This is a genomic window from Isoptericola variabilis 225, assembly GCF_000215105.1.
Classification (GTDB): Bacteria; Actinomycetota; Actinomycetes; order Actinomycetales; family Cellulomonadaceae; genus Isoptericola; species Isoptericola variabilis_A.
In genome coordinates, this window is record NC_015588.1 from 2,729,774 (window position 1) to 2,749,897 (window position 20,124).

17 protein-coding genes and 1 tRNA gene are annotated in these 20,124 nt (G+C 73.6%); 4 read left to right on the top strand and 14 right to left on the bottom strand.

The window, feature by feature from the left end:
• Positions 1–213: 213 nt before the first annotated feature.
• The 9 genes from eno to ISOVA_RS12610 all read right to left on the bottom strand — a co-directional run bounded on the left by eno (position 214) and on the right by ISOVA_RS12610 (position 11,339).
• Positions 214–1,494 carry a phosphopyruvate hydratase gene (gene eno, locus ISOVA_RS12570; protein ID WP_013839598.1) on the bottom strand — a complete coding sequence of 427 codons (1,281 nt, stop codon included), beginning with the start codon at positions 1,492–1,494 and terminating at the stop codon, positions 214–216.
• A 147-nt stretch (positions 1,495–1,641) separates the two neighbouring features.
• The gene (locus tag ISOVA_RS17695) at positions 1,642–1,887 is read right to left on the bottom strand and encodes a DNA alkylation repair protein (RefSeq protein WP_081474872.1); all 246 of its coding nucleotides are present in this window, start codon (positions 1,885–1,887) and stop codon (positions 1,642–1,644) included.
• Between the two features lie 251 nt (positions 1,888–2,138).
• Complete coding sequence (gene mfd / locus ISOVA_RS12580; protein WP_013839600.1) at positions 2,139–5,771, bottom strand: transcription-repair coupling factor; 3,633 nt, start codon at positions 5,769–5,771, stop codon at positions 2,139–2,141.
• Between the two features lie 110 nt (positions 5,772–5,881).
• Positions 5,882–6,472: a DUF4190 domain-containing protein gene (locus ISOVA_RS15660; protein WP_013839601.1), complete on the bottom strand. Its 591-nt coding sequence runs from the start codon at positions 6,470–6,472 to the stop codon at positions 5,882–5,884.
• A 49-nt stretch (positions 6,473–6,521) separates the two neighbouring features.
• The gene (pth, locus tag ISOVA_RS12590) at positions 6,522–7,124 is read right to left on the bottom strand and encodes an aminoacyl-tRNA hydrolase (protein WP_013839602.1); all 603 of its coding nucleotides are present in this window, start codon (positions 7,122–7,124) and stop codon (positions 6,522–6,524) included.
• Between the two features lie 352 nt (positions 7,125–7,476).
• Entirely contained in the window at positions 7,477–8,070 is a 594-nt protein-coding gene (locus tag ISOVA_RS12595) for a 50S ribosomal protein L25/general stress protein Ctc (protein WP_013839603.1), read from the bottom strand.
• Positions 8,071–8,550: 480 nt separating this feature from the next.
• Complete coding sequence (locus ISOVA_RS12600; RefSeq protein ID WP_013839604.1) at positions 8,551–9,534, bottom strand: ribose-phosphate diphosphokinase; 984 nt, start codon at positions 9,532–9,534, stop codon at positions 8,551–8,553.
• The gene (gene glmU, locus ISOVA_RS12605; protein WP_049788473.1) at positions 9,534–11,147 is read right to left on the bottom strand and encodes a bifunctional UDP-N-acetylglucosamine diphosphorylase/glucosamine-1-phosphate N-acetyltransferase GlmU; all 1,614 of its coding nucleotides are present in this window, start codon (positions 11,145–11,147) and stop codon (positions 9,534–9,536) included. The genes ISOVA_RS12600 and glmU overlap by 1 nt, the downstream gene beginning before the upstream one ends.
• Positions 11,148–11,267: 120 nt before the next feature.
• A tRNA-Gln gene (locus ISOVA_RS12610) sits at positions 11,268–11,339 on the bottom strand.
• Positions 11,340–11,562: 223 nt separating this feature from the next.
• Between ISOVA_RS12610 and ISOVA_RS12615 the strand changes: the two genes are divergently transcribed.
• From ISOVA_RS12615 to ISOVA_RS12625, 3 genes are read left to right on the top strand one after another with little or no spacing between them, the layout of a single operon-like run.
• Positions 11,563–12,195 carry a TetR/AcrR family transcriptional regulator gene (locus tag ISOVA_RS12615; protein WP_013839606.1) on the top strand — a complete coding sequence of 211 codons (633 nt, stop codon included), beginning with the start codon at positions 11,563–11,565 and terminating at the stop codon, positions 12,193–12,195.
• A 29-nt stretch (positions 12,196–12,224) separates the two neighbouring features.
• Entirely contained in the window at positions 12,225–12,740 is a 516-nt protein-coding gene (locus ISOVA_RS12620; protein WP_041294887.1) for a MarR family winged helix-turn-helix transcriptional regulator, read from the top strand.
• 4 nt (positions 12,741–12,744) lie between these two features.
• Positions 12,745–13,932, top strand: a complete 1,188-nt coding sequence (locus ISOVA_RS12625; protein WP_013839608.1) for an MFS transporter — start codon at positions 12,745–12,747, stop codon at positions 13,930–13,932.
• A gap of 13 nt (positions 13,933–13,945) precedes the next feature.
• On the opposite strand, the gene ISOVA_RS12630 is transcribed toward ISOVA_RS12625, so the two are convergent.
• From ISOVA_RS12630 to ISOVA_RS12650, 5 genes are all read right to left on the bottom strand, one after another.
• On the bottom strand, positions 13,946–14,737 hold the full coding sequence (locus ISOVA_RS12630) for a serine hydrolase (RefSeq protein ID WP_041295454.1): 792 nt from the start codon (positions 14,735–14,737) through the stop codon (positions 13,946–13,948).
• 35 nt (positions 14,738–14,772) lie between these two features.
• Positions 14,773–15,036, bottom strand: a complete 264-nt coding sequence (locus tag ISOVA_RS17335) for a hypothetical protein (RefSeq protein ID WP_041294888.1) — start codon at positions 15,034–15,036, stop codon at positions 14,773–14,775.
• A 30-nt stretch (positions 15,037–15,066) separates the two neighbouring features.
• Positions 15,067–16,434: an L-lysine 6-transaminase gene (lat, locus tag ISOVA_RS12640; protein ID WP_013839610.1), complete on the bottom strand. Its 1,368-nt coding sequence runs from the start codon at positions 16,432–16,434 to the stop codon at positions 15,067–15,069.
• A 100-nt stretch (positions 16,435–16,534) separates the two neighbouring features.
• Positions 16,535–17,014 (bottom strand): Lrp/AsnC family transcriptional regulator, encoded by a 480-nt coding sequence (locus ISOVA_RS12645; protein ID WP_013839611.1) that lies wholly within the window; start codon positions 17,012–17,014, stop codon positions 16,535–16,537.
• A gap of 100 nt (positions 17,015–17,114) precedes the next feature.
• Entirely contained in the window at positions 17,115–19,016 is a 1,902-nt protein-coding gene (locus ISOVA_RS12650; protein WP_013839612.1) for an ABC-F family ATP-binding cassette domain-containing protein, read from the bottom strand.
• Positions 19,017–19,134: 118 nt separating this feature from the next.
• Between ISOVA_RS12650 and ISOVA_RS12655 the strand changes: the two genes are divergently transcribed.
• On the top strand, positions 19,135–20,103 hold the full coding sequence (locus tag ISOVA_RS12655) for an acetylxylan esterase (protein ID WP_013839613.1): 969 nt from the start codon (positions 19,135–19,137) through the stop codon (positions 20,101–20,103).
• The last annotated feature ends 21 nt before the right edge of the window (positions 20,104–20,124 follow it).

Sequence of the window (20,124 nt, forward strand, 5' to 3'; positions counted from 1 at the left end):
GCGCCGCGCTCCGCGAAGTAGCGCCGCGAGGTAGCGCGTTCGCGAGCGAGGTAGCACGACGTCGGCCGCTCACCTCCGTGAAGGTGAGCGGCCGACGTCGGGCCGGGTAGCACCCGCGCTACCTCGTGGCAGAACGCGCTACCTTGGCGAGAAACGCGCTACCTCGCGGAGCGAAGCGCTACCTCGCGGCAGAACGCGCTACCTGGCGGGGGCTCAGCCCTGGAAGCGCGGGAACGCGGAACGGCCGGCGTAACGACCGGCGTCGTCCAGCGCCTCCTCGATGCGCAGGAGCTGGTTGTACTTGTTGATGCGCTCGCCGCGGGCCGGGGCGCCAGTCTTGATCTGGCCGGCGTTGGTGGCGACCGACAGGTCGGCGATCGTCGTGTCCTCGGTCTCGCCCGAGCGGTGCGACGTCATCGTGGTGAAGCCGTTGCGCTGCGCGAGCGTGACGGCGTCGAGCGTCTCGGTGAGCGAGCCGATCTGATTGAGCTTGACCAGCAGCGAGTTCGCGGCCTTGGTCTCGATGCCCTTGGCGAGGCGCTCGGGGTTGGTGACGAACAGGTCGTCGCCGACGATCTGCACCTTGTCGCCGACCTTGCCCATGAGCGCGCTCCACGAGTCCCACTCGTCCTCGGACAGCGGGTCCTCGATCGACACGAGCGGGTAGTCCGCGACGAGCTGCTCGTAGAACGCGATCATCTCCTCGGGCGTCTTGGCGCTGCCCTCCCACTGGTACGCCCCGTCGGAGAAGAACTCCGTCGCGGCGACGTCCAGCGCGAGCGCGACGTCGGTGCCCGGCGTGTAGCCGGCCTTCTCGATCGCGGTGAGGATGAGGTCGAGCGCGGCGCGGTTGCTCGACAGGTTCGGCGCGAAGCCGCCCTCGTCACCGAGGCCGGTCGCGAGGCCCTCGGACTTCAGCACCGACTTGAGCGCGTGGTAGACCTCCGTGCCCGTGCGCAGCGCCTCCTTGAAGGAGCCGGCGCCGATCGGGGCGACCATGAACTCCTGGATGTCCACGTTGGAGTCCGCGTGGGAGCCGCCGTTGAGGATGTTCATCATCGGGACCGGGAGCACGTGGGCGTTCGGGCCGCCGACGTAGCGGAACAGGTCGAGGCCGGCGCTCTTGGCGGCGGCCTTCGCGACGGCGAGCGAGACGCCGAGGATCGCGTTCGCGCCGAGCTTGCTCTTGTTCGGCGTGCCGTCGAGCTCGATGAGCGTCTGGTCGATGATGCGCTGCTCCTCGGCGTCGTAGCCGATGAGCTCGGGGGCGATGTCGTCGATGACGGCGTTGACCGCGCCCTCGACGCCCTTGCCCAGGTACCGGCCCTTGTCGCCGTCCCGGCGCTCGACGGCCTCGAAGGCGCCCGTGGAGGCACCGGACGGGACTGCGGCACGGGCGAACGTGCCGTCGTCGAGGGCGACCTCGACCTCCACGGTGGGGTTGCCGCGAGAATCCAGGATCTCGCGCGCGCCAACGGCTTCGATGCTTGCCACGGATGCTCCTTCGAACAGGGCTCACGGGCGACCGTGCGGCCTGCCCAGGGCGAGGTGCCCGGGACCGCGTGCGCCCGCGACGGTGGTGGGTTGACGCCCCCAGCCTAGACCGGCGGCTCCCATGCGTCGCACGGTCCCGACAGGTGGTCACGCGCCGCCCGGGAGCTTCTCCCGCGCGGCGCGACGCAGCGGCGCCGGCAGCCGGTCGCCGGTGCGCTCGAGGAACGCCCGCACCGCATCGGGGTCGGCCGCTCCCGCATGCTTGAGCGCGATGCCGACGGGCTTGCGGACGACGGGGTCCGGGTCGTCCGCGAGCAGCTCGGCGAGGCGCAGCAGGTCGGCGATCCCGTCGCGGTCACGCGGGGCCGGCGCACGAAGAAGTCGAGCACGCAGAACGCGGCGAGCCGCGGCTCGTACTCGGGCTCGTCGAGCAGGCGGTCGACCTCGTCCAGCGGCATCGCGGTGTAGCGCTTGGCGACGTCGAACAGCGTGCCCATGCGGGCCCCGAGCACTCCCCCGTCGCCGGTGTAGTGCCGGTTGGGGTGCGCGGCCGGGTCGGCGACGGCGCGAAGGTCGGCGAGCAGGGACGCGGCGGTGAGCTCCACGACGCCACCGTAGCGAGCGCTACCTCGCAAGCCGGAGCGCTACCTCGCCGTGCCGACGGCGGCCGCGGCACCCACCTCCCCCAGGATGACGGCGTCGACGAGCTCGCGCGCCCACGTGAGCACCTCGGCACCCCGCAGCGGCCGCCCGCCGATGCGCGCCGTCGTCGGGAAGGGCACGAGGATCGCGCGGATCGCGGGCTTGAGCACCGTGCCCGGGTAGAGCCGCTTGAGCCGCAGCTGCGCGGACTCGGGCAGGTCCACGGGCGCGAACCGCACGTACTTGCCCTGCGCGGTCACGTCGCTCAGGCCGGCACGGCGCGCGTGGTTGCGGAAGTCGGCGACGTCGAACAGCGCCGCGGCCACCTCGGGCAGCGCGCCGTAGCGGTCCTCGAGCTCTGCGCGCACCTCGGCGAGCGCCTGGGCGTCGTGCGCGGCCGCGATCTTCTTGTACGCCTCGAGGCGCAGCCGCTCGGTCGCGATGTACGACTCGGGCAGGTGCGCGTCGACCGGCAGCTCGATCGTGACCTCGGGCGCCTCCTCCTCGGCCTCGCCACGGAACGCCTGGACGGCCTCGCCGACCATGCGCACGTAGAGGTCGAACCCGACGCCCGCGATGTGACCCGACTGCTCGCCGCCGAGCAGGTTGCCGGCGCCGCGGATCTCGAGGTCCTTCATCGCGATCTGCATGCCGGCGCCGAGGTCGGTGTTGGCGGCCATGGTGGCGAGCCGGTCGTGCGCCGTCTCCGTGAGGGGACGCTCCGGCGGGTAGAGGAAGTACGCGTACGCGCGCTCGCGACCGCGCCCGACGCGCCCGCGCAGCTGGTGGAGCTGCGAGAGGCCGAGCATGTCGGCGCGCTCGACGACGAGCGTGTTGGCGTTGGAGATGTCGAGGCCCGTCTCGACGATCGTCGTGCAGACGAGGACGTCGAGCTCCTTCTCCCAGAACGCGCGGATGACCTGGTCGAGCTGGCTCTCGCTCATCTTGCCGTGCGCGACGCCGACCCTCGCCTCGGGCACGAGCTCGCGCAGCCGCGCGGCGGTCCGCTCGATCGTCTCGACCTTGTTGTGCACGTAGAACACCTGGCCCTCGCGGAGCAGCTCGCGCCGCACGGCCGCCGTGATCTGCTTCTCGTCGTACGCGCCGACGTACGTGAGGACCGGGTGGCGCTCCTCGGGCGGGGTCGCGAGCGTCGACATCTCGCGGATGCCGGTGACCGCCATCTCGAGCGTGCGCGGGATCGGCGTCGCCGACATCGCGAGGACGTCGACGTTGGTCCGCAGCTGCTTGAGCGTCTCCTTGTGCTCGACGCCGAAGCGCTGCTCCTCGTCGATGATGACCAGCCCCAGGTCCTTGAACTGGACCGAGCCCGTGATGAGGCGGTGCGTGCCGATGACGACGTCGACCGTGCCGTCCTTGAGGCCCTGGATCGTCTCGGCCGACTCCTTCTCCGACTGGAACCGGCTGAGGGCCCGCACGGTCACCGGGAAGCCCGCGTACCGCTCCGAGAAGGTGTCGAAGTGCTGCTGCACGAGCAGCGTCGTCGGGACGAGCACGGCGACCTGCTTGCCGTCCTGGACCGCCTTGAACGCCGCCCGGATCGCGATCTCCGTCTTGCCGTAGCCGACGTCGCCGCACACGAGCCGGTCCATGGGGACCGGCTTCTCCATGTCGGCCTTGACCTCCTCGATCGTCGCGAGCTGGTCCGGCGTCTCGACGTAGGCGAAGGCGTCCTCGAGCTCGCGCTGCCACGGCGTGTCCGGGCTGAAGGCATGGCCCTGGGTGGCCATGCGGGCGCTGTAGAGGCGGATGAGCTCCGAGGCGATCTGACGGACGTGCTTGCGCGCCTTCGCCTTGGTGTTCTTCCAGTCGGCGCCGCCCATCTTGTTGAGGCTGGGCGCCTCGCCGCCGGTGTACTTCGTGACCTGGTCGAGCTGGTCCATCGGCACGAAGAGCCGGTCGCCCGGCTGGCCGCGCTTCGACGACGCGTACTCGATGACGAGGTACTCGCGCGTCGCCGCGTTGGCCCCCGCGCCCAACGTGCGCTGCACCATCTCGACGAAGCGCCCGACGCCGTGCTGCTCGTGCACGACGTAGTCGCCCGCCTTGAGCTGCAGCGGGTCGACGACGTTGCGCCGGCGCGAGGGCATCTTGCGCATGTCGCGCGTCGTCGAGCCCTGGCGGCCCGTGAGGTCGGACTCGCTGAACACCGCGAGGCGCAGCTCGGGTGCGACGAAGCCCTTGCCCACGAGCGCCGGCGCGACGAGCACGACGCCGCCCTCCGGCTCGGACTCGAGGGCCGTGACGAGCCGGGCCGCGGTGTCGGCGGCCGAGAGCTGCTCGACCATGCGCTTGGCCGGGCCGGGACCCTCGGTCGTGAGCACGAGGCGCCAGCCACCGCGCTGCAGCGCCTTGACGTCGTCGAGCGCCCGGGCCAGGTCGCCGCGGTACGACTCGACGTCGCGGGCGCCGACCGTGATGGTCGTGACGCCGTCGGACTCGACGACCGGTCCCCCGACGTCGTCCGCGCCGGCGCTCTCGCCGGGTGCGGCGCCGTCGGGTGCGGCGTCGAGGCTGAACGCCGACATCGTCCACCAGCCGAGCCCGCGCCGAGCAGCGACGTCGCGCACCTCGGCGAACGTGGCGAACGACGCCGCCGACAGGTCGATCGGTGCCGCTCCGCCGGCGACCGCACCGGTCCAGGCGGCGGCGAGGAACTCCTCCGTGGTCGCCACGAGGTCGTGGGCGCGCCGGCGGACCCGCTCGGGCTCGTGGACCACGAGCAGCGCGTCGTCGGGCGCCAGCTCGAGCACGGGGACCATGCGGTCGACCAGCACGGGCGCGAGCGACTCCATGCCCTCGACCGCGACGCCGGCGGCGAGCTTGTCGAGCATCTCCACGGCGCCGGGCAGCTGCTCGACGAGCTCCGCGGCACGCCGGCGCACGGCGTCGGTCAGCAGGATCTCCCGGCACGGCGGCGCCCACAGGCCGTGCTGCGCGATCTCGAGCGAGCGCTGGTCGGCGACGGCGAACCAGCGGATCTCGGTGACCTCGTCGCCCCAGAACTCGATGCGCAGCGGGTGGTCCTCGGTGGGCGGGAACACGTCGAGGATGCCGCCGCGGACGGCGAACTCGCCGCGGCGCTCGACCATGTCGACGCGCGAGTACGCGGCGGCCACGAGCCGGTCCGCGACGTCGGTGAGGTCGACGGTGTCGCCGGGGTGCAGCTCGACGGGCTCGAGCTCGCCGAGGCCGTCGACCACGGGCTGCAGGAGGGCGCGCACGGGCATGACGAGGACGCGGATCGGCCCGGACTGCCCGCCCTCCTCGCTCGGGTGCGCCAGACGGCGGAACACGGCGAGGCGCTTGGCGACCGTGTCGGCGCGGGGCGAGAGCCGCTCGTGCGGCAGCGTCTCCCAGGCTGGCAGCACCGCGACGTCGTCGGACCGCTCGTCGGGCAGGTACGCGCGCACGGACGCGGCGAGCTCGTCCGCCTCGCGCCCGGTCGCCGTGACGACGACGAGCGGCCGGCGCTCGGCGGCCGCGGCGAGGAGCGGCGGGCGCACGCCCACCGGGGTCACGACGTCGACGAACCCGCGCGCGGGGACGCGCTCGACCGCCTCGGCGGCGCCGGGGTCGGCGAGCAGGGCGGGGATGAGACCGGTGAGGTTCATGGGTGTCCTTCGATCGTTCGCGCACGACGACGAACCCGGAACTCCCGCGATGGGGGGGTGCCCGGGCTTGCCGTACCAGGTTACGCGCCGCCTCCGACGCCCGCGGCGGCTCAGACCGTGGCCGTGAGCACAGCGCCGAGCCCGAGGTCGTACATCTCGTACCCGCCCTGCTCGAGCGCGCTGAAGATCGCGAAGAGGAAGACGATCGCGAGCACCCAGCCGATCGTGCCCAGCACGCCCAGGACGATGCCGGCGATCGCCAGGCCCCTGCCCTCCTGGCCCGTCCGGCCGATCCGCGACAACGCGATCATGCCCAGGACCAGCGGGATGATCGCCATGCCCAGGATGCCCGTGACGAGCGCCGCGATCGCGAAGCCGTCGGTCCCCCGCGAGAAGCGCTGCTGCCCGTACGCCGCGTACATCGGCTCGGGCGGCGCGTCGCGGTAGCCGGTCTGCGAGTGGTAGTACGGCGGAGTCCCGCCGCCCGAGTCCTGTCCGGACCGGCCGTACGGGTCCGGGTCCGCCGGCGGCTGTGCTCCGCGGGCACCCGTGCCGGGCATCTCGACGCCGCCCGTCGGGTTGACCTCGTAGCCCGACGGCGCCGGGGAGTAGTTCGGGGGCAGCGTGGACCCCGAACCGCTCGGCGGCGCGGGCCGGTACGGGTCGTTCGGGTCGACGGCATCGCCGTGGTCGTTGCTCATGCGTCGAGTCTGCCGGACCGGCGGCCCGCCGCGCCACGGCCCGAGCGGGTCAACCCCGCGCGTGGTACTTGCCCTGCGCGGCGAGCAAGCCCTCGACAAGCAGCATCTCGACCGCGTCCGCGGCGTCGTCGACGAGCATCGGCAGCTCCTTGCGCTCCGTGGCCGAGAAGTCCTTGAGCACGTAGTCGGCGGTGTCCATGCGCCCGGGCGGACGCCCGACGCCGACCCGCACGCGCAGGTAGTCGCGGGTGCCGAGCGCCTTGCTGATGTCGCGCAGGCCGTTGTGGCCGCCCTCTCCCCCGCCGATCTTCAGCTTGATCGTGTCGAAGGGGATGTCGACCTCGTCATGGACCACCACGACGTGGTCCGGCTGGACCCCGTAGTACTTCGCGAGCGCGGAGACCGGCCCGCCCGACGTGTTCATGTACGTCGTCGGCTTGGCCAGGACCACGCGCGGCCCGGGGGCGCCGCCCGGCAGCACGCCGAGCCGGCCCTCGGCGACGACCGCCTGCGCACGACCGTGGCGCGCGAACCGCACGCCGGCGCGCTCGGCCAGCAGGTCCAGCACCATCTGGCCGACGTTGTGCCGGTTGCCCGCGTACCGCGGGCCCGGGTTGCCGAGCCCGACGACGAGCCACGGGGAGTCAGTCACGTGCAGGTCCTTTCATCGCCGAGGTAGCGCTGCGCCTCGCGAGGTAGCGCTGCGCCTCGCGAGGTAGCGCTGCGCCTCGCGAGGTAGCGCTGCGCCTCGCGAGGTAGCGCTGCGCCTCGCGAGGTAGCGCGTCCGGCCACGAGGTAGCGCGTCCAGCCACGAGGTAGCGCGACAGCAGACGGATCGAGGCGCAGCCCTCGTCGGACTGCGCCTCGATCTGGCCGTGCTCACGCTACCTCGGCGGCGCGGCAAGCGCTACCTCGGCGCGGCAAGCGCTACCTCGGCGCGGCGAGCGCTACCTCGGCGCGGCGAGCGCTACCTCGGCGCGGCGAGCGCTACCTCGCGGAGAGGGTCACTCCGACTCGGTCGCCTCGGCGGGGGACTCCTCGGGCGACTCGGCGGACTCCTCGGCCTGCGGCAGCGAGACGGTCACGACGATGTGCTCCGGGTCGGTCAGCAGCTCGACGCCGGAGGGCAGCTCGACGTCGCCCGCCGTGATGTGCGAGCCGGCCTCGAGGCCCTCGATCGACACGTCGATGGACTCGGGGAGGTGGGTCGCCTCGGCGTTGACCGACAGCGTCGGCGACTCGACGAGGTGGATGGTGCCGGGCGCCGACTCGCCGACGACGTTCACGGTCACGTCGACGGCGATCTTCTCGCCCGCGGAGACGACGAGCAGGTCGACGTGCTCGATCGTGTTGCGGACGGGGTCGCGCTGGACGTCCTTGGCGACCGCGAGCTGCGACTTGCCGTCGAGGTCGATCGAGAACAGCGCGTTGGCGTGGCGCACGGCGAGCATCGTCTCGTGGCCCGGCAGGGTGATGTGGACCGGGTCGGTGCCGTGGCCGTACAGGACGGCGGGAATCTTGTCCGCGCGGCGGATGCGGCGGGCGGCACCCTTGCCGAACTCCGTGCGGGCCTCGGCGGCGATCTTGATCTCGGACACGTGGATCACTCCTGTGATGGTCTGTGCGTGCCGACGGCCAGAGGGAGCCGTCGGCTGTCCACGGAGTGTGAGGTGCCCCGCGGACGGGCGGCTGCGTCGGCGCGGGACACGTGACGGACGCGAGCGAGGACGCGCCGCGGTCCTGCGCGCGAACCGCGCGCGGCACCGACAGCCGCCCAGTCGATCACGGATATCCGACGGATCCAGCCCTGAGGGTGCGATCGCGGCCCGCACCCTGTGCGTGCCGGCGCCCGTCAGACGTCCCTCGCCGAGGCAACCGGTCTACTGTACCCGGCGCGGCGCCCGCTGGAAAACTGCCGGACGCACGACGACGGCGGCCGCCCGGACCGGGCGGCCGCCGTCGTGCACGCGCTACCTCGCGCGAGAACGCGCTACCTCGCGGAACGACGCGCTACTTCGGCGAACGACGCGCTACCTCGCCGGACGCCGCGCTACTTCGGCGGATGCTGCGCTACCTCGTCAGCTGTTGCCGTCGAACAGCGAGGTGACGGACCCGTCGTCGAACACCTCGCGGATGGCGCGCGCGACGAGCGGCGCGATCGACAGGACGGTGAGCTGGCCGAACCGCTTGTCGACGGAGATCGGCAGCGTGTCGGTCACCACGACCTCCTTCGCGCCGCACTCCGAGAGGCGCCGCGCGGCCGGGTCGGACAGCACGCCGTGGGTCGCCGCGACGACGACCGACTTCGCGCCCGCGTCCATGATGACCTTGACCGCCTCGGCGATCGTGCCGCCGGTGTCGATGAGGTCGTCGACGAGCACGCACTCGCGGCCCTCGACGTCGCCGACCACGCGGTTGGCGACGGCCTGGTTCGGACGCGTGACGTCGCGCGTCTTGTGGACGAACGCGAGCGGCGCGCCGCCGAGCTTGGCGGCCCACATCTCGGCCACGCGGATGCGGCCGGCGTCGGGCGAGACCACCGCGACGTTGTCGAGGTCGACGCGCGTGCGCACGTAGTCGGTGAGCACCGGCATGGCCCACAGGTGGTCGACCGGACCGTCGAAGAAGCCCTGGATCTGCGCGGTGTGGAGGTCCACGCTCATGATGCGGTCGGCGCCCGCCGTCTTGAGCATGTCCGCGACCAGGCGGGCCGAGATCGGCTCGCGGCCGCGGCTCTTCTTGTCCTGCCGCGCGTAGGCGTAGAACGGCACGACGGCGGTCACCGTGCGCGCCGAGGCCCGCTTGGCGGCGTCGACCATGAGCAGCTGCTCCATGAGCCACTGGTTGACCGGCGCGGTGTGGCTCTGCAGGAGGAAGATGTCCGTGCCGCGCACCGACTCGCCGAACCGCACGTACGTCTCGCTGTTCGCGAAGTCGTACGCGGACACGGGCAGCAGGCTGATGCCCAGCTCCTTGGCGACGGCCTCGGCGAGCTCGGGGTGCGCGCGCCCCGCGGCGAGGACGAGCATGCGCTCCCCGGTCCCGGCGATCGAGTTGTTCATCAGTGCGTGCTTCCTTCGGTGGCGGGGTCGGACGAGGAGTCGGTCGAGTCGGACGGAAGGTCGGCTGCGGTCGCGCCGGTGAGGGCATTGTGCTTGCCCAGCTCGAGCTGCGCCTGCGCGCCGAGCGCCGGGGCACCGTCGGGCCGCGCCTGCGCGCGTGCCGCCGCCTCGGCCGCGGGCGTGCCGGGTCGACGCCGCTCGACCCAGCCCTCGACGTTCTTCTGCTGCGCGCGGCTCACGCCGAGCGCGCCGGGCGGCACGTCGCGCGTGATGACGGAGCCCGCCGCCGTGTACGCGCCGTCGCCCACCGTCACGGGCGCGACGAACATGTTGTCCGCCCCCGTGCGCGCGTACGAACCGATGACCGTGCGGTGCTTGTTCACGCCGTCGTAGTTGACCGTGACCGACGCCGCGCCGACGTTCGAGTGCTCGCCGATCGTCGCGTCGCCGACGTAGGACAGGTGCGGCACCTTGGAGCCCTCGCCGATCTGCGCGTTCTTGGTCTCGACGAACGTGCCGATCTTGCCCTTGGCCCCGAGCACGGTGTTCGGGCGCAGGTAGGCGAACGGCCCGACGGCGGCACCCGCGCCGATCACGGAGCGCTCCCCGTGCGTGCGGGTCACCGTCGCGCCGGCGCCCACCTCGACGTCGGTGAGCGTCGTGTCGGGACCGATCGTGGCGCCCTCGGCGACCGTGGTGCGCCCGTGCAGCTGCGTCCCGGGCAGGAGCGTGACGTCGGGCGCGAGCTCGACGTCGACGTCGACCCACGTGGTGCCCGGGTCGACGACCGTCACGCCCGCACGCATCCACTCGGTGAGCACGCGGCGGTTGAGCTCGGCGCCCAGGGTGGCGAGCGCGACGCGGTCGTTGACGCCCTCGACGAGCATCGGGTCGTCGCTGAGCAGCGCGCGCACGCCGCCGCCCTCGCGGCGGGCGAACGCGACGACGTCGGTCAGGTAGACCTCGCCCTGCGCGTTGTCGGAGCCCAGGCCGGCGAGGCCGCGACGGAGCACCGCGGCGTCGAACACGTAGACGCCGCCGTTGATCTCGCGGATCTCGCGCTGGGCGGGCGTGGCGTCCTTGTGCTCGACGATCTCGAGCACCTCGCCCGTGCCCGGCTCGCGCACGATGCGGCCGTAGCCGGTGGCGTCGGCGACCTCGGTCGTGAGGATCGTGACGGCGTTGCCGTCGGCATGGTGGGCCGCGACGAGCTCGGCGAGCGTGGCGCCGTCGAGCAGCGGGACGTCGCTCGCGAGCACGACGACCGCGCCCTCGATGCCCTCCCCCAGCGGGTGGTCGTCGTCGTCGCCGTCGGTGTGCGCGTCGTGGAGGGTGTCGGTGTGCGCGAGCGCCGCCGCACGCTCGGCGTGGGCGCGCGCGTCGAGCGCGTCGAGCGCGCACTGGACGGCCCGGCCGGTGCCGGGGACCTCGTCCTGGTCGGCGATGATCGCGCCCGGCTCGAGCTCGAGCGCGGCCGCTGCGACCGCGTCCCGCTCGTGCCGCACGACGACCGCGAAGTGCTCCGGACGCAGCTCCTGTCCCGCGGCGACGGCGTGCCCCAGCATGGTGCGCCCGCCGACGCGGTGCAGCACCTTGGGCGTCGCGGACTTCATCCGAGTGCCCTGGCCTGCTGCGAGGACGACGACGGCGGCCGGCCGCGGCGTCCCTTCCTCGGTCGGTGCGGTCGAGCGGTTGGAGACCACCAGTTGTTCCCTCTCTGTCGCGGGCACGTGCTCCGCCCCCAGGACTCGAACCTGGACCAAAGGCACCAAAAACCCTTGTGCTGCCGATTACACCAAGGCGGACCGGCCGTCACGGCGATGGTTCGGGGCCTGCCCCGGCGCGGGTCGCACCACCGCCGCACGTCCGTCCTCAGTCTGCCAGGTCCACGGCGCTTCCCCGGCGCCGGTCCGGCAAATCGGGCGCGGGGCGGCCGTGGGCCGCGCCACACCGCCCGGACGGCGAACAGGCAGAATGGCCTTCATGCCTGCCGATCCCCGCGAGTCGAAGCGCGCTCCGCGTGCCCGCATGACGGCGAGCCAGCGCCGCGAGCAGCTGCTGGAGGTCAGCCGCGGCCTCTTCGCGGAGAAGGGTTTCGACGGCACGAGCGTCGAGGAGATCGCGGCGCGCGCCGGGGTGTCGAAGCCCGTGGTCTACGAGCACTTCGGCGGCAAGGAGGGCATCTACGCGGTCGTCGTCGACCGCGAGGTCCAGGCGCTCACGGCGGCGCTGACCGGGGCGCTCGCCGAAGGCGGGCACCCCAAGGTCATGGTCGAGCGCACCGCGCTCGCCCTGCTGGGCTACATCGAGGCGTCCGAGGACGGTTTCCGCATCCTCGTGCGCGACTCCCCCGTCGCGCAGGCGACCGGCACGTTCTCGAGCCTCATCGGCGACGTCGCGACCCAGGTCGAGCACATCCTGGCCGCCCAGTTCAAGCACAACGGGCTCGACCCGAAGGTGGCGCCGCTGTACGCGCAGATGCTCGTCGGCATGGTCGCGCTCACGGGCCAGTACTGGCTCGACGCCCGCAGCCCGAAGAAGACCGACGTCGCCGCGCACCTCGTGAACCTCGCGTGGAACGGGCTGTCCGGCATGGTCAAGAAGCCGACGCTGACCAAGGGCGGACCCCGGCGCGCACCCGGCGCCCGTCAAGAGTCTTGATGTCGAGAGACTCGCGGTACCCTCGGGCCATGGAGGTCACCCCCCGGTCCGCGGCCGACGAGGTCGACCGCATCGTCGACGCGTGGCGCCGCGAGCGGCCCGACCTCGACGTCGAGCCGCTCACGGTCTTCTCGCGCGTCAGCCGCCTCGCACGGCACCTCGACCGCGCCCGGCGCGGGGCGTTCGCGCGCCACGACCTCGAGACGTGGGAGTTCGACGTGCTGTCCGCGCTGCGCCGCGCGGGCGAGCCCTACCGCCTCTCGCCCGGCACGCTCGTCGCGCAGACCCTCGTCACGAGCGGCACCATGACCAACCGCATCGACCGGCTCGAGCGTCGTGGGTTCGTGCAGCGCCACCGCTCGCCCGACGACCGCCGCGGCGTCCTCGTCCAGCTCACCGACACCGGACGCGAGCGCGTCGACGCGGCGATGAGCGATCTCCTCGACGTCGAGTCGCGCGTCCTCGACGTGCTCGCACCCGCCGAGCGCCCCCGGCTCGCCGCCCTGCTGCGCACGCTCACGGCTCAGTTCGACCTGCACGAGTGACCTCGTGACCCGCGCCCACCTGCCGCGGTGGTTCCTCCTCGCGGCGCTGCTCGCCGCCGCGCTGAACCTGCGCGCGCCGCTCGCCGCGCTCGCGCCGGTGGTGGACGACGTCGCGACCGGGCTCGCGCTGTCGCCCGCGGGTGCGGGGCTGCTCACCTCCGTGCCGGTGCTGTGCTTCGCGCTGTGCACGCCCGTGGCGTCGACGCTCGTGGCGCGGGTCGGGCCCGAGCGTGCCGTGGGCCTGGCGCTCGTCGCGGTCCTCGCCGGCACCGTGCTGCGCTCGGCCGGCAGCGTGCCCGCCGCACTGGCCGGCACGGCCGTGCTCGGCGTCGGGATCGCGGTCGGCAACGTGGCCGTGCCGGTCGTCATCACGCGCGACTTCCACCACCGCGCCGGGTCGGTGACCGGGGCGTACACGGCAGTGATGAACGTCGGCTCGACCGCCACGACGGTCCTCACGGTCCCGCTCGCGGCGGCGCTCGGCTGGCAGTGGGCGCTCGCAGGCTGGGGCCTCATGGCCGTCGTGGCGCTGGTCGTGTGGGTGCCTGCGGGCCGCGACCTCGGCGCGCAGCACGCGGCCGGGACCGCACCCCGGGTGCTGCCGCACGACCTCGTGCTCGAGCCCGAGCAGCGCCGCGCCATGCGGCGGCTCGCCGCCGTGCTCGCCGTGGCGTTCGGCGCTCAGGCCGGCGGCTACTACGCGATGACGGCCTGGCTCCCCGAGATCCTGCAGGACCGCCTCGGCCTCGGTGCGGCGGCGGCCGGCGGGGCCGCGGCACCGTTCCAGCTCTGCGCGGTCGCGGGCTCCCTGCTCGTGCCGATCGCGCTCGCCCGGGGGCGGGCCCGTCGCGTCGCAGCCGCCGTCTCGCTGCTGTGGCTCGCGCTGCCCCTCGGGCTGCTCGTCGCACCGGGGGCGTGGCTCGTGTGGATCTGCCTGGCCGGCGCCGGGCAGGGCGCGGCGTTCACCGTCATCTTCACCGTCCTGGCCCAGCGCAGCCCGAGCGTCGCCGCCGCGAGGCGAGCGTCCGCCGTCGTGCAGACCGCCGGCTACGCGTTCGCGGCGCTCGCTCCGACGCTCGTCGGGGCGCTGCACGGCGCGACGCACGGCTGGACCGTGCCGCTCCTGGCCGTGACGGGGCTGATCACCGCCATGACGGTCGCGCTGCTCACCGCCGCACGTCCGCCCCGCTGAGCCTCCCCGCGCCTCAACGCGCGAGCGAGACGGCGAGCGCACCGAGCGCCCGGATGGCCTCGACGGCGTCGGGCTCGGCGTACCCGCGGGTGCACACGGCGACCACGAGGGCGTCCGGCCCCGGCTCGCCGACGAACGCGACGTCGTGCCGGATGCCGTCGACCCAGCCCGACTTCGACCCGAACCGCACCCCGTCGGGCACGACGGCGGTGAGCAGCCGGTCCTGCTGCCGGCCGAGGAGGTCGGTCGCCCACGCGGTCCACCGCGCACCCACGAGCTTGCCGGTCACGACGGCGGACATCAGGGCGACGAGGTCGGCCGGCGTCGTGCGGTGGCTCGCCCCCGTGGCCTCGGCCGCGAGGTCGCAGTACAGCCGGCCGAACTCGCTCGCGTGCGCGCCGGCGTCGGACAGCGCGCGGTTCACCTCGGGCAGGCCGACGAGGTCGACCACCATGTTCGTGGCCTCGTTCGACGACACGACGACCATCCGCTCGAGCACCTCCGCCAGGCGCATCGGCGCGCCGGACGGCGGCATGCCCTCGTCGAGGTCGTCGGGCTCGATGCGGAAGTCCGGTGCTCCCGGGACCTGCGACGTGAACGTGTGCCGGCTGGCGACCGTCCGGTCGAGCGCGAGCCTGCCCGACTCGAGAGCGCGGGCGGCGGCGACCAGGACCGCGAGCTTGACCGTCGACGCGGCGTAGAACGGCTCGTCCGCGCCGCGCGACGCCAGCACCGTGCCGTCCGCCCGCGCGACCTGGTACGCGACGACCGGGATCCCGTCCGAGTGCGTGCCCGTGACACCCATCCGGGCAGGGTACTGGTCGCTCGCGTGGTCCCCGCTCACGCGAGCCGCTGCGTCACCACGGAGGCGTCCGGACCGTGCTCGACGCGCGCGAGCGCACCGTTGACCAGCACGAGGTACGGCGGCACGTGCCCGCACTCGACGTCGGCGAGCACCGGGACTCCGAGGTCGCCCAGCGCGTGCCGGACGGCGTCGAGCGCGTGCTCGAGGCGGGGCGCGAGCGGCCGGGGCACGCCCGCGGACGGGGCGGGAACGCCGACGACGTCGCCGGGTCGCAGAGGGCGCGGGAAGCGGACCGGCATGGTGCGGATGCGACGGCGCTCCGGCCGTGGTCAGACGCCGAGCCGCACCAGCACGCGGTCGAGCGCCGCGACGGCGCTCTCCAGCGTCTCGACGTCGACGGTCAGGGCCGGACGGAACCGCACCGAGCGCTCGCCGCAGCCCAGCATGAGCACGCCCTCGTCGTCGCGCAGGCCTGCGACGACGGCGTCGCGGACCTCGCGCGACGGCAGCGACACCGCGCACATGAGCCCGCGCCCGCGCGGGTCCGTGACGACGCCGGGGTGTGCCCGGGCGAGGTCCTCGAGCAGCCCCAGCAGGTGCCGGCCCTTCTCGGCCGCGCGCGCGATCAGTCCCTCGGCCTCGTAGACCTCGAGGATGCGGCGCGAGCGCACCATGTCGGTGAGGTTGCCGCCCCAGGTCGAGTTGATGCGCGAGGACACGCGGAAGACGTTGTCGGGGATCTCGTCCACGCGGCCGCCGGCCATGATGCCGCAGACCTGCATCTTCTTGCCGAACGCGACGACGTCGGGCTGCACGCCGAGCTGCTGGTACGCCCACGCGGTGCCGGTCATGCCTGCGCCGGTCTGGACCTCGTCGAGCACGAACAGGGCGTCGTGCTCGTGGCACAGGGCCTGCATGGCCTGGAGGAACTCGGGCCGGAAGTGGTGGTCGCCGCCCTCGCCCTGGATCGGCTCCATGACGAAGCAGGCGATGTCGTGCGGGTGCGCCTCGAACGCGGCACGGGCCTCGGCGAGCGCCCGGGCCTCGAGGGCGGCGACGTCGCGCTCGGCGCCGTCGGCGTCGTGGCCCAGGTACGGCGAGGTGATGCGCGGCCAGTCGAACTTGGGGAAGCGCGCGACCTTGCCCGGCTCGGTGTTCGTCAGCGACATCGTGTAGCCCGAGCGGCCGTGGAACGCGTGCTTGAGGTGCAGGACCTTCGTGCCGAGCTCGGGCGAGCGCCCGTGCGCCTCGTTCCACCGCGACTTCCAGTCGAACGCGACCTTGAGGGCGTTCTCGACGGCGAGCGCGCCGCCGTCGACGAAGAACAGGTGCGGCAGGGCCGGGTCGCCGAGCACGCGCGTGAACGTCTCGACGAACCGCGCCATCTCGACGGAGTACACGTCCGAGTTGGACGGCTTGTTGAGCGCGGCGCGGGCGAGCTCCTCGCGGAACGCCGGGTCGCCGGCGAGCGCGGGGTGGTTCATGCCCAGGGGGTTGGAGGCGAAGAAGGTGAACAGGTCGGTCCACTCACGGCCGTCGCGTGCGTCGACGAGCGTCGAGCCGTGCGACCGCTCGAGGTCGAGCACGAGGTCGAAGCCGTCGACGAGCAGGTGGCGGCGTAGCACGTCGAGGACGTCGCCGGCCCCGACCGGGCCGTCGGCGGTGACGGCGTGCGCGTGAGAAAGAGTCTCGGTCATACCGCGACCGTAGAGGATTTTTCCCGGTCGCACCAGGCTTGGACCGCAGATTATCCCGCCGTCCGGCGTGGAACGCCCGTGCCCGACGGCGGGACGTGCGTCAGGGGCTGACCGGCCGCCCGTCGAAGTACGTGCGCAGCACGATGGTCGACCTCGTCGAGACGCTCGCCTCGCGGCGGATGAGCCCGAGCAGGTCCTCGAGCGCGCTCGGCGAGGGCACGCGGACGAGGAGCAGGTAGTTGGCGTCGCCCGCGACCGAGTAGCACGCCTCGATGCCGGGCACGTCGCGCAGGCGGTCGGGCGCGTCGTCGGCCTGCGACTGGTCGAGCGGCGTGATCTCGACGAACGCCGTGATGGGCAGCCCGACCGCCTCGGGGTCGACGACCGCGCGGTAGCCCGCGATGACCCCGCGCGCCTCCAGCTTGCGCACCCGCGCCTGCACCGCGGACTGGGACAGCCCCGTCACGCCCGCGAGCGTGGCGAGCGTGGCCCTCCCGTCCTCGCGCAGCGCCTGCACCAGCGCACGGTCGACGTCGTCGAGGGCCGCGCGTCGCTCCGTGCCGTCGTGCTCCACGACCATGCTCGTCCTCCCACGCTCGTCCGCCGAAGCCCTCATCATCCCCGGCCCGGCACCTGCCGGGCAGGGCCCGTCCGGGTCCCGGACGGGTGAAACGCCCTCGTCAGCCGGCCGCCTCGGCCGCCTCGAGCCACTCGAGCTCGAGCCCCTCCTTCTCCGCGGCGAGCTCCTGCAGCCGCGCGTCGAGGCGGGCCACCTCCTCGTACGCCGTCGGGTCGGCCGCGATCTTCTCGTGCAGCTCGGCCTCCTCCTGCGCGATCCGCTCGAGCCGCCGCTCGATCCGGGCGATCGCCTTCTTCGCCGCCCGCGCCTCGGCCGCCGACGGCGCGGCAGCGGCCGGAGCGGCAGAGCCGACGGCGGAAGCAGAGGCGTCTGCGGGGAGGGCCTCGTCGCGAGGCTGGCTGTGTCTGGCGGGAGCGCCCGCGGAACGAGCGGCCGAGCGGTCGCCTCGCGACGAGGTCGTCCCCGCAGACGCCGGACCCGACCCCGACCGACGCAGCTCCAGGTACTGCTCGACCCCGCCCGGCAGGTCGCGGATCGTCCCGTCGCCGAGCAGCGCCCACTGCCGGTCGCACACGCGCTCGAGCAGGTACCGGTCGTGCGAGACGACGACGAGCGTCCCCGGCCATCCGTCGAGCAGGTCCTCGACCGCGGCGAGCGTGTCGGTGTCGAGGTCGTTCGTCGGCTCGTCGAGCAGCAGCACGTTGGGCTCCGACACGAGCAGGCGCAGCAGCTGGAGGCGGCGGCGCTCGCCGCCGGACAGGTCGCGCACGGGCGTGTGCGCGCGCTCGCGCGTGAAGCCGAGACGCTCGGTGAGCTGGCCGGCGGTGAGCTCCTTGCCGCCGACGACGACCGTGCGCTTCTCCCGGTCGACGACCTGCACCGCGGTGAGGTGCCCGACGTCGTCGAGCTCGCCCACGTCCTGGGTGAGCTCCGCGACGTGGACGGTCTTGCCGCGACGCACGCGACCGGCGTCGGGCTCGCGCCGTCCGGCGAGCAGGGCGAGCAGCGTCGTCTTGCCCGCACCGTTGACGCCGACGACGCCGAACCGGTCGCCGGGACCGAGACGCCACGTCACGCCGTCGAGCAGCGTGCGGCCCGGCACCGTGACGGTGACGTCCTCGAGGTCGAGCACGTCCTTGCCGAGCCGGCGCGCGGCCATCCGCGTCAGTTCGACCGAGTCGCGCGGAGGCGGCTCGTCGGCGATGAGCGCGGCGGCGGCGTCGAGCCGGAACTTGGGCTTGGACGTCCGTGCGGGCGCGCCGCGGCGCAGCCACGCGAGCTCCTTGCGCAGCAGGTTGTCGCGCTTCTCGGCGGCCGCGGCGGCCTGCCGGTTGCGCTCGGCGCGCGCGAGGACGTACGCGGCGTAGCCGCCCTCGTACCCGTCGACCGCGCCCGTCCCGTCGCCGCGCACCTCCCACATGCGGGTGCAGACCTCGTCGAGGAACCACCGGTCGTGGGTCACGACGACGAGCGCGCCGGTCGCGCCGGGCCGCCCGTACCGCTGCTTGAGGTGGTCCGCGAGCCACGCGACGCCCTCGACGTCGAGGTGGTTCGTGGGCTCGTCGAGCAGCAGGACGTCGGGGTCCTCGACGAGCAGGGCCGCGAGCGCCACGCGACGGCGCTGCCCGCCCGAGAGCGTCGTCGCGGGCTGGTCGAGGTCGAGGTCGGAGAGCAGGCCGGCGTGCACGTCGCGGATGCGCGCGTCCGACGCCCACGCGTGCGTCGCGTCGTCGCCGTGCACGAGGTCGCGGATCGTCGCGCCGGGCGGGGACACGTCGCGCTGGTCGAGCATGCCGAGACGCGAGCCGCCCACCCGGGTGACCCGTCCGCCGTCGGGCACGGCCGTGCCGGCGAGCAGCCGCAGCAGCGTCGACTTGCCCGCGCCGTTCGGCCCCACGACGCCCACGCGGTCGCCGTCGTCGAGACCGAGCGAGACGTCGTCGAGCAGCGTGCGCGTGCCGATGGTCAGCGAGATGCCGTCCGCGCCGAGGAGATGTGCCACCCCACGAGGGTAGTCGCGGCCCAGCCCGCCCCCCCGCGGGCGCTCCTGGACCAGGACCCGGTGGCCGCCGCGCCGGCGCTAGCATGCGCGCAGACACCGCAGTCACACCGGAGGACCGATGGCCCAGTTCGACCTGCCGCTCGAGCAGCTCGAGACGTACACGCCCACGATCGACGAACCCGCCGACTTCGACGAGTTCTGGGCGACCACGATCGCTGAGGCGCGGGCGGTCGACACCGCCCCCACGCTCGAGCGCGTCGACGCGGGGCTCACCGAGGTCGTCGTCGACGACGTCACGTTCCCCGGGTTCGGCGGTCACCCGGTCAAGGCCTGGCTCGTGCGGCCGGCGCATGCCGACGGCCCCCTGCCGACCGTCGTCGAGTACCTCGGCTACGGCGGAGGGCGCGGGCTGCCGCACGAGCGCCTGGCGCTCGCTGCCGCCGGGTTCGCCCACCTGGTCATGGACACGCGGGGGCAGGGCTCGGGCTGGGGCTCGGGCGGGGACACCCCCGACCCGGTCGGGTCCGGCCCCGCCTCGCCGGGGTTCATGACGCGCGGCATCCTCGACCCGCTCGAGCACTACTACCGCCGGGTGTTCACCGACGGCGTCCGCGCGGTCGACGCGGTGCGGCAGATCGAGGGTCTCGACCCGACGCGCATCGCCGTCGGGGGCACGAGCCAGGGCGGCGGCATCACGATCGCCGTCGCGGGCCTCGTGCCCGACGTCGTCGCCGCGGTCCCGAACGTGCCGTTCCTGTGCGACTTCCGGCGGGCCGTGCGCATCACCGACGCCATGCCGTACGGCGAGATCACGCGGTACCTGTCCGTGCACCGGGAGCACGAGCAGGCCGTGTGGCGCACGCTGTCGTACCTCGACGGGGTGTCGTTCGCGCGCCGCGCCCGGGCCGCCGGCCTGTTCTCCGTGGCGCTCATGGACACCATCTGCCCGCCGTCGACCGTCTACGGCGCCTACAACGCCTGGGCGGGGGCCGAGAAGCAGATCGACGTCTACCCGTACAACAACCACGAGGGCGGGCAGGAGTACCGCTTCGCGCCGACCCTCGCCTGGCTGCGCAAGCACCTCTGACCGCGACGTAGCGCGTTCCCT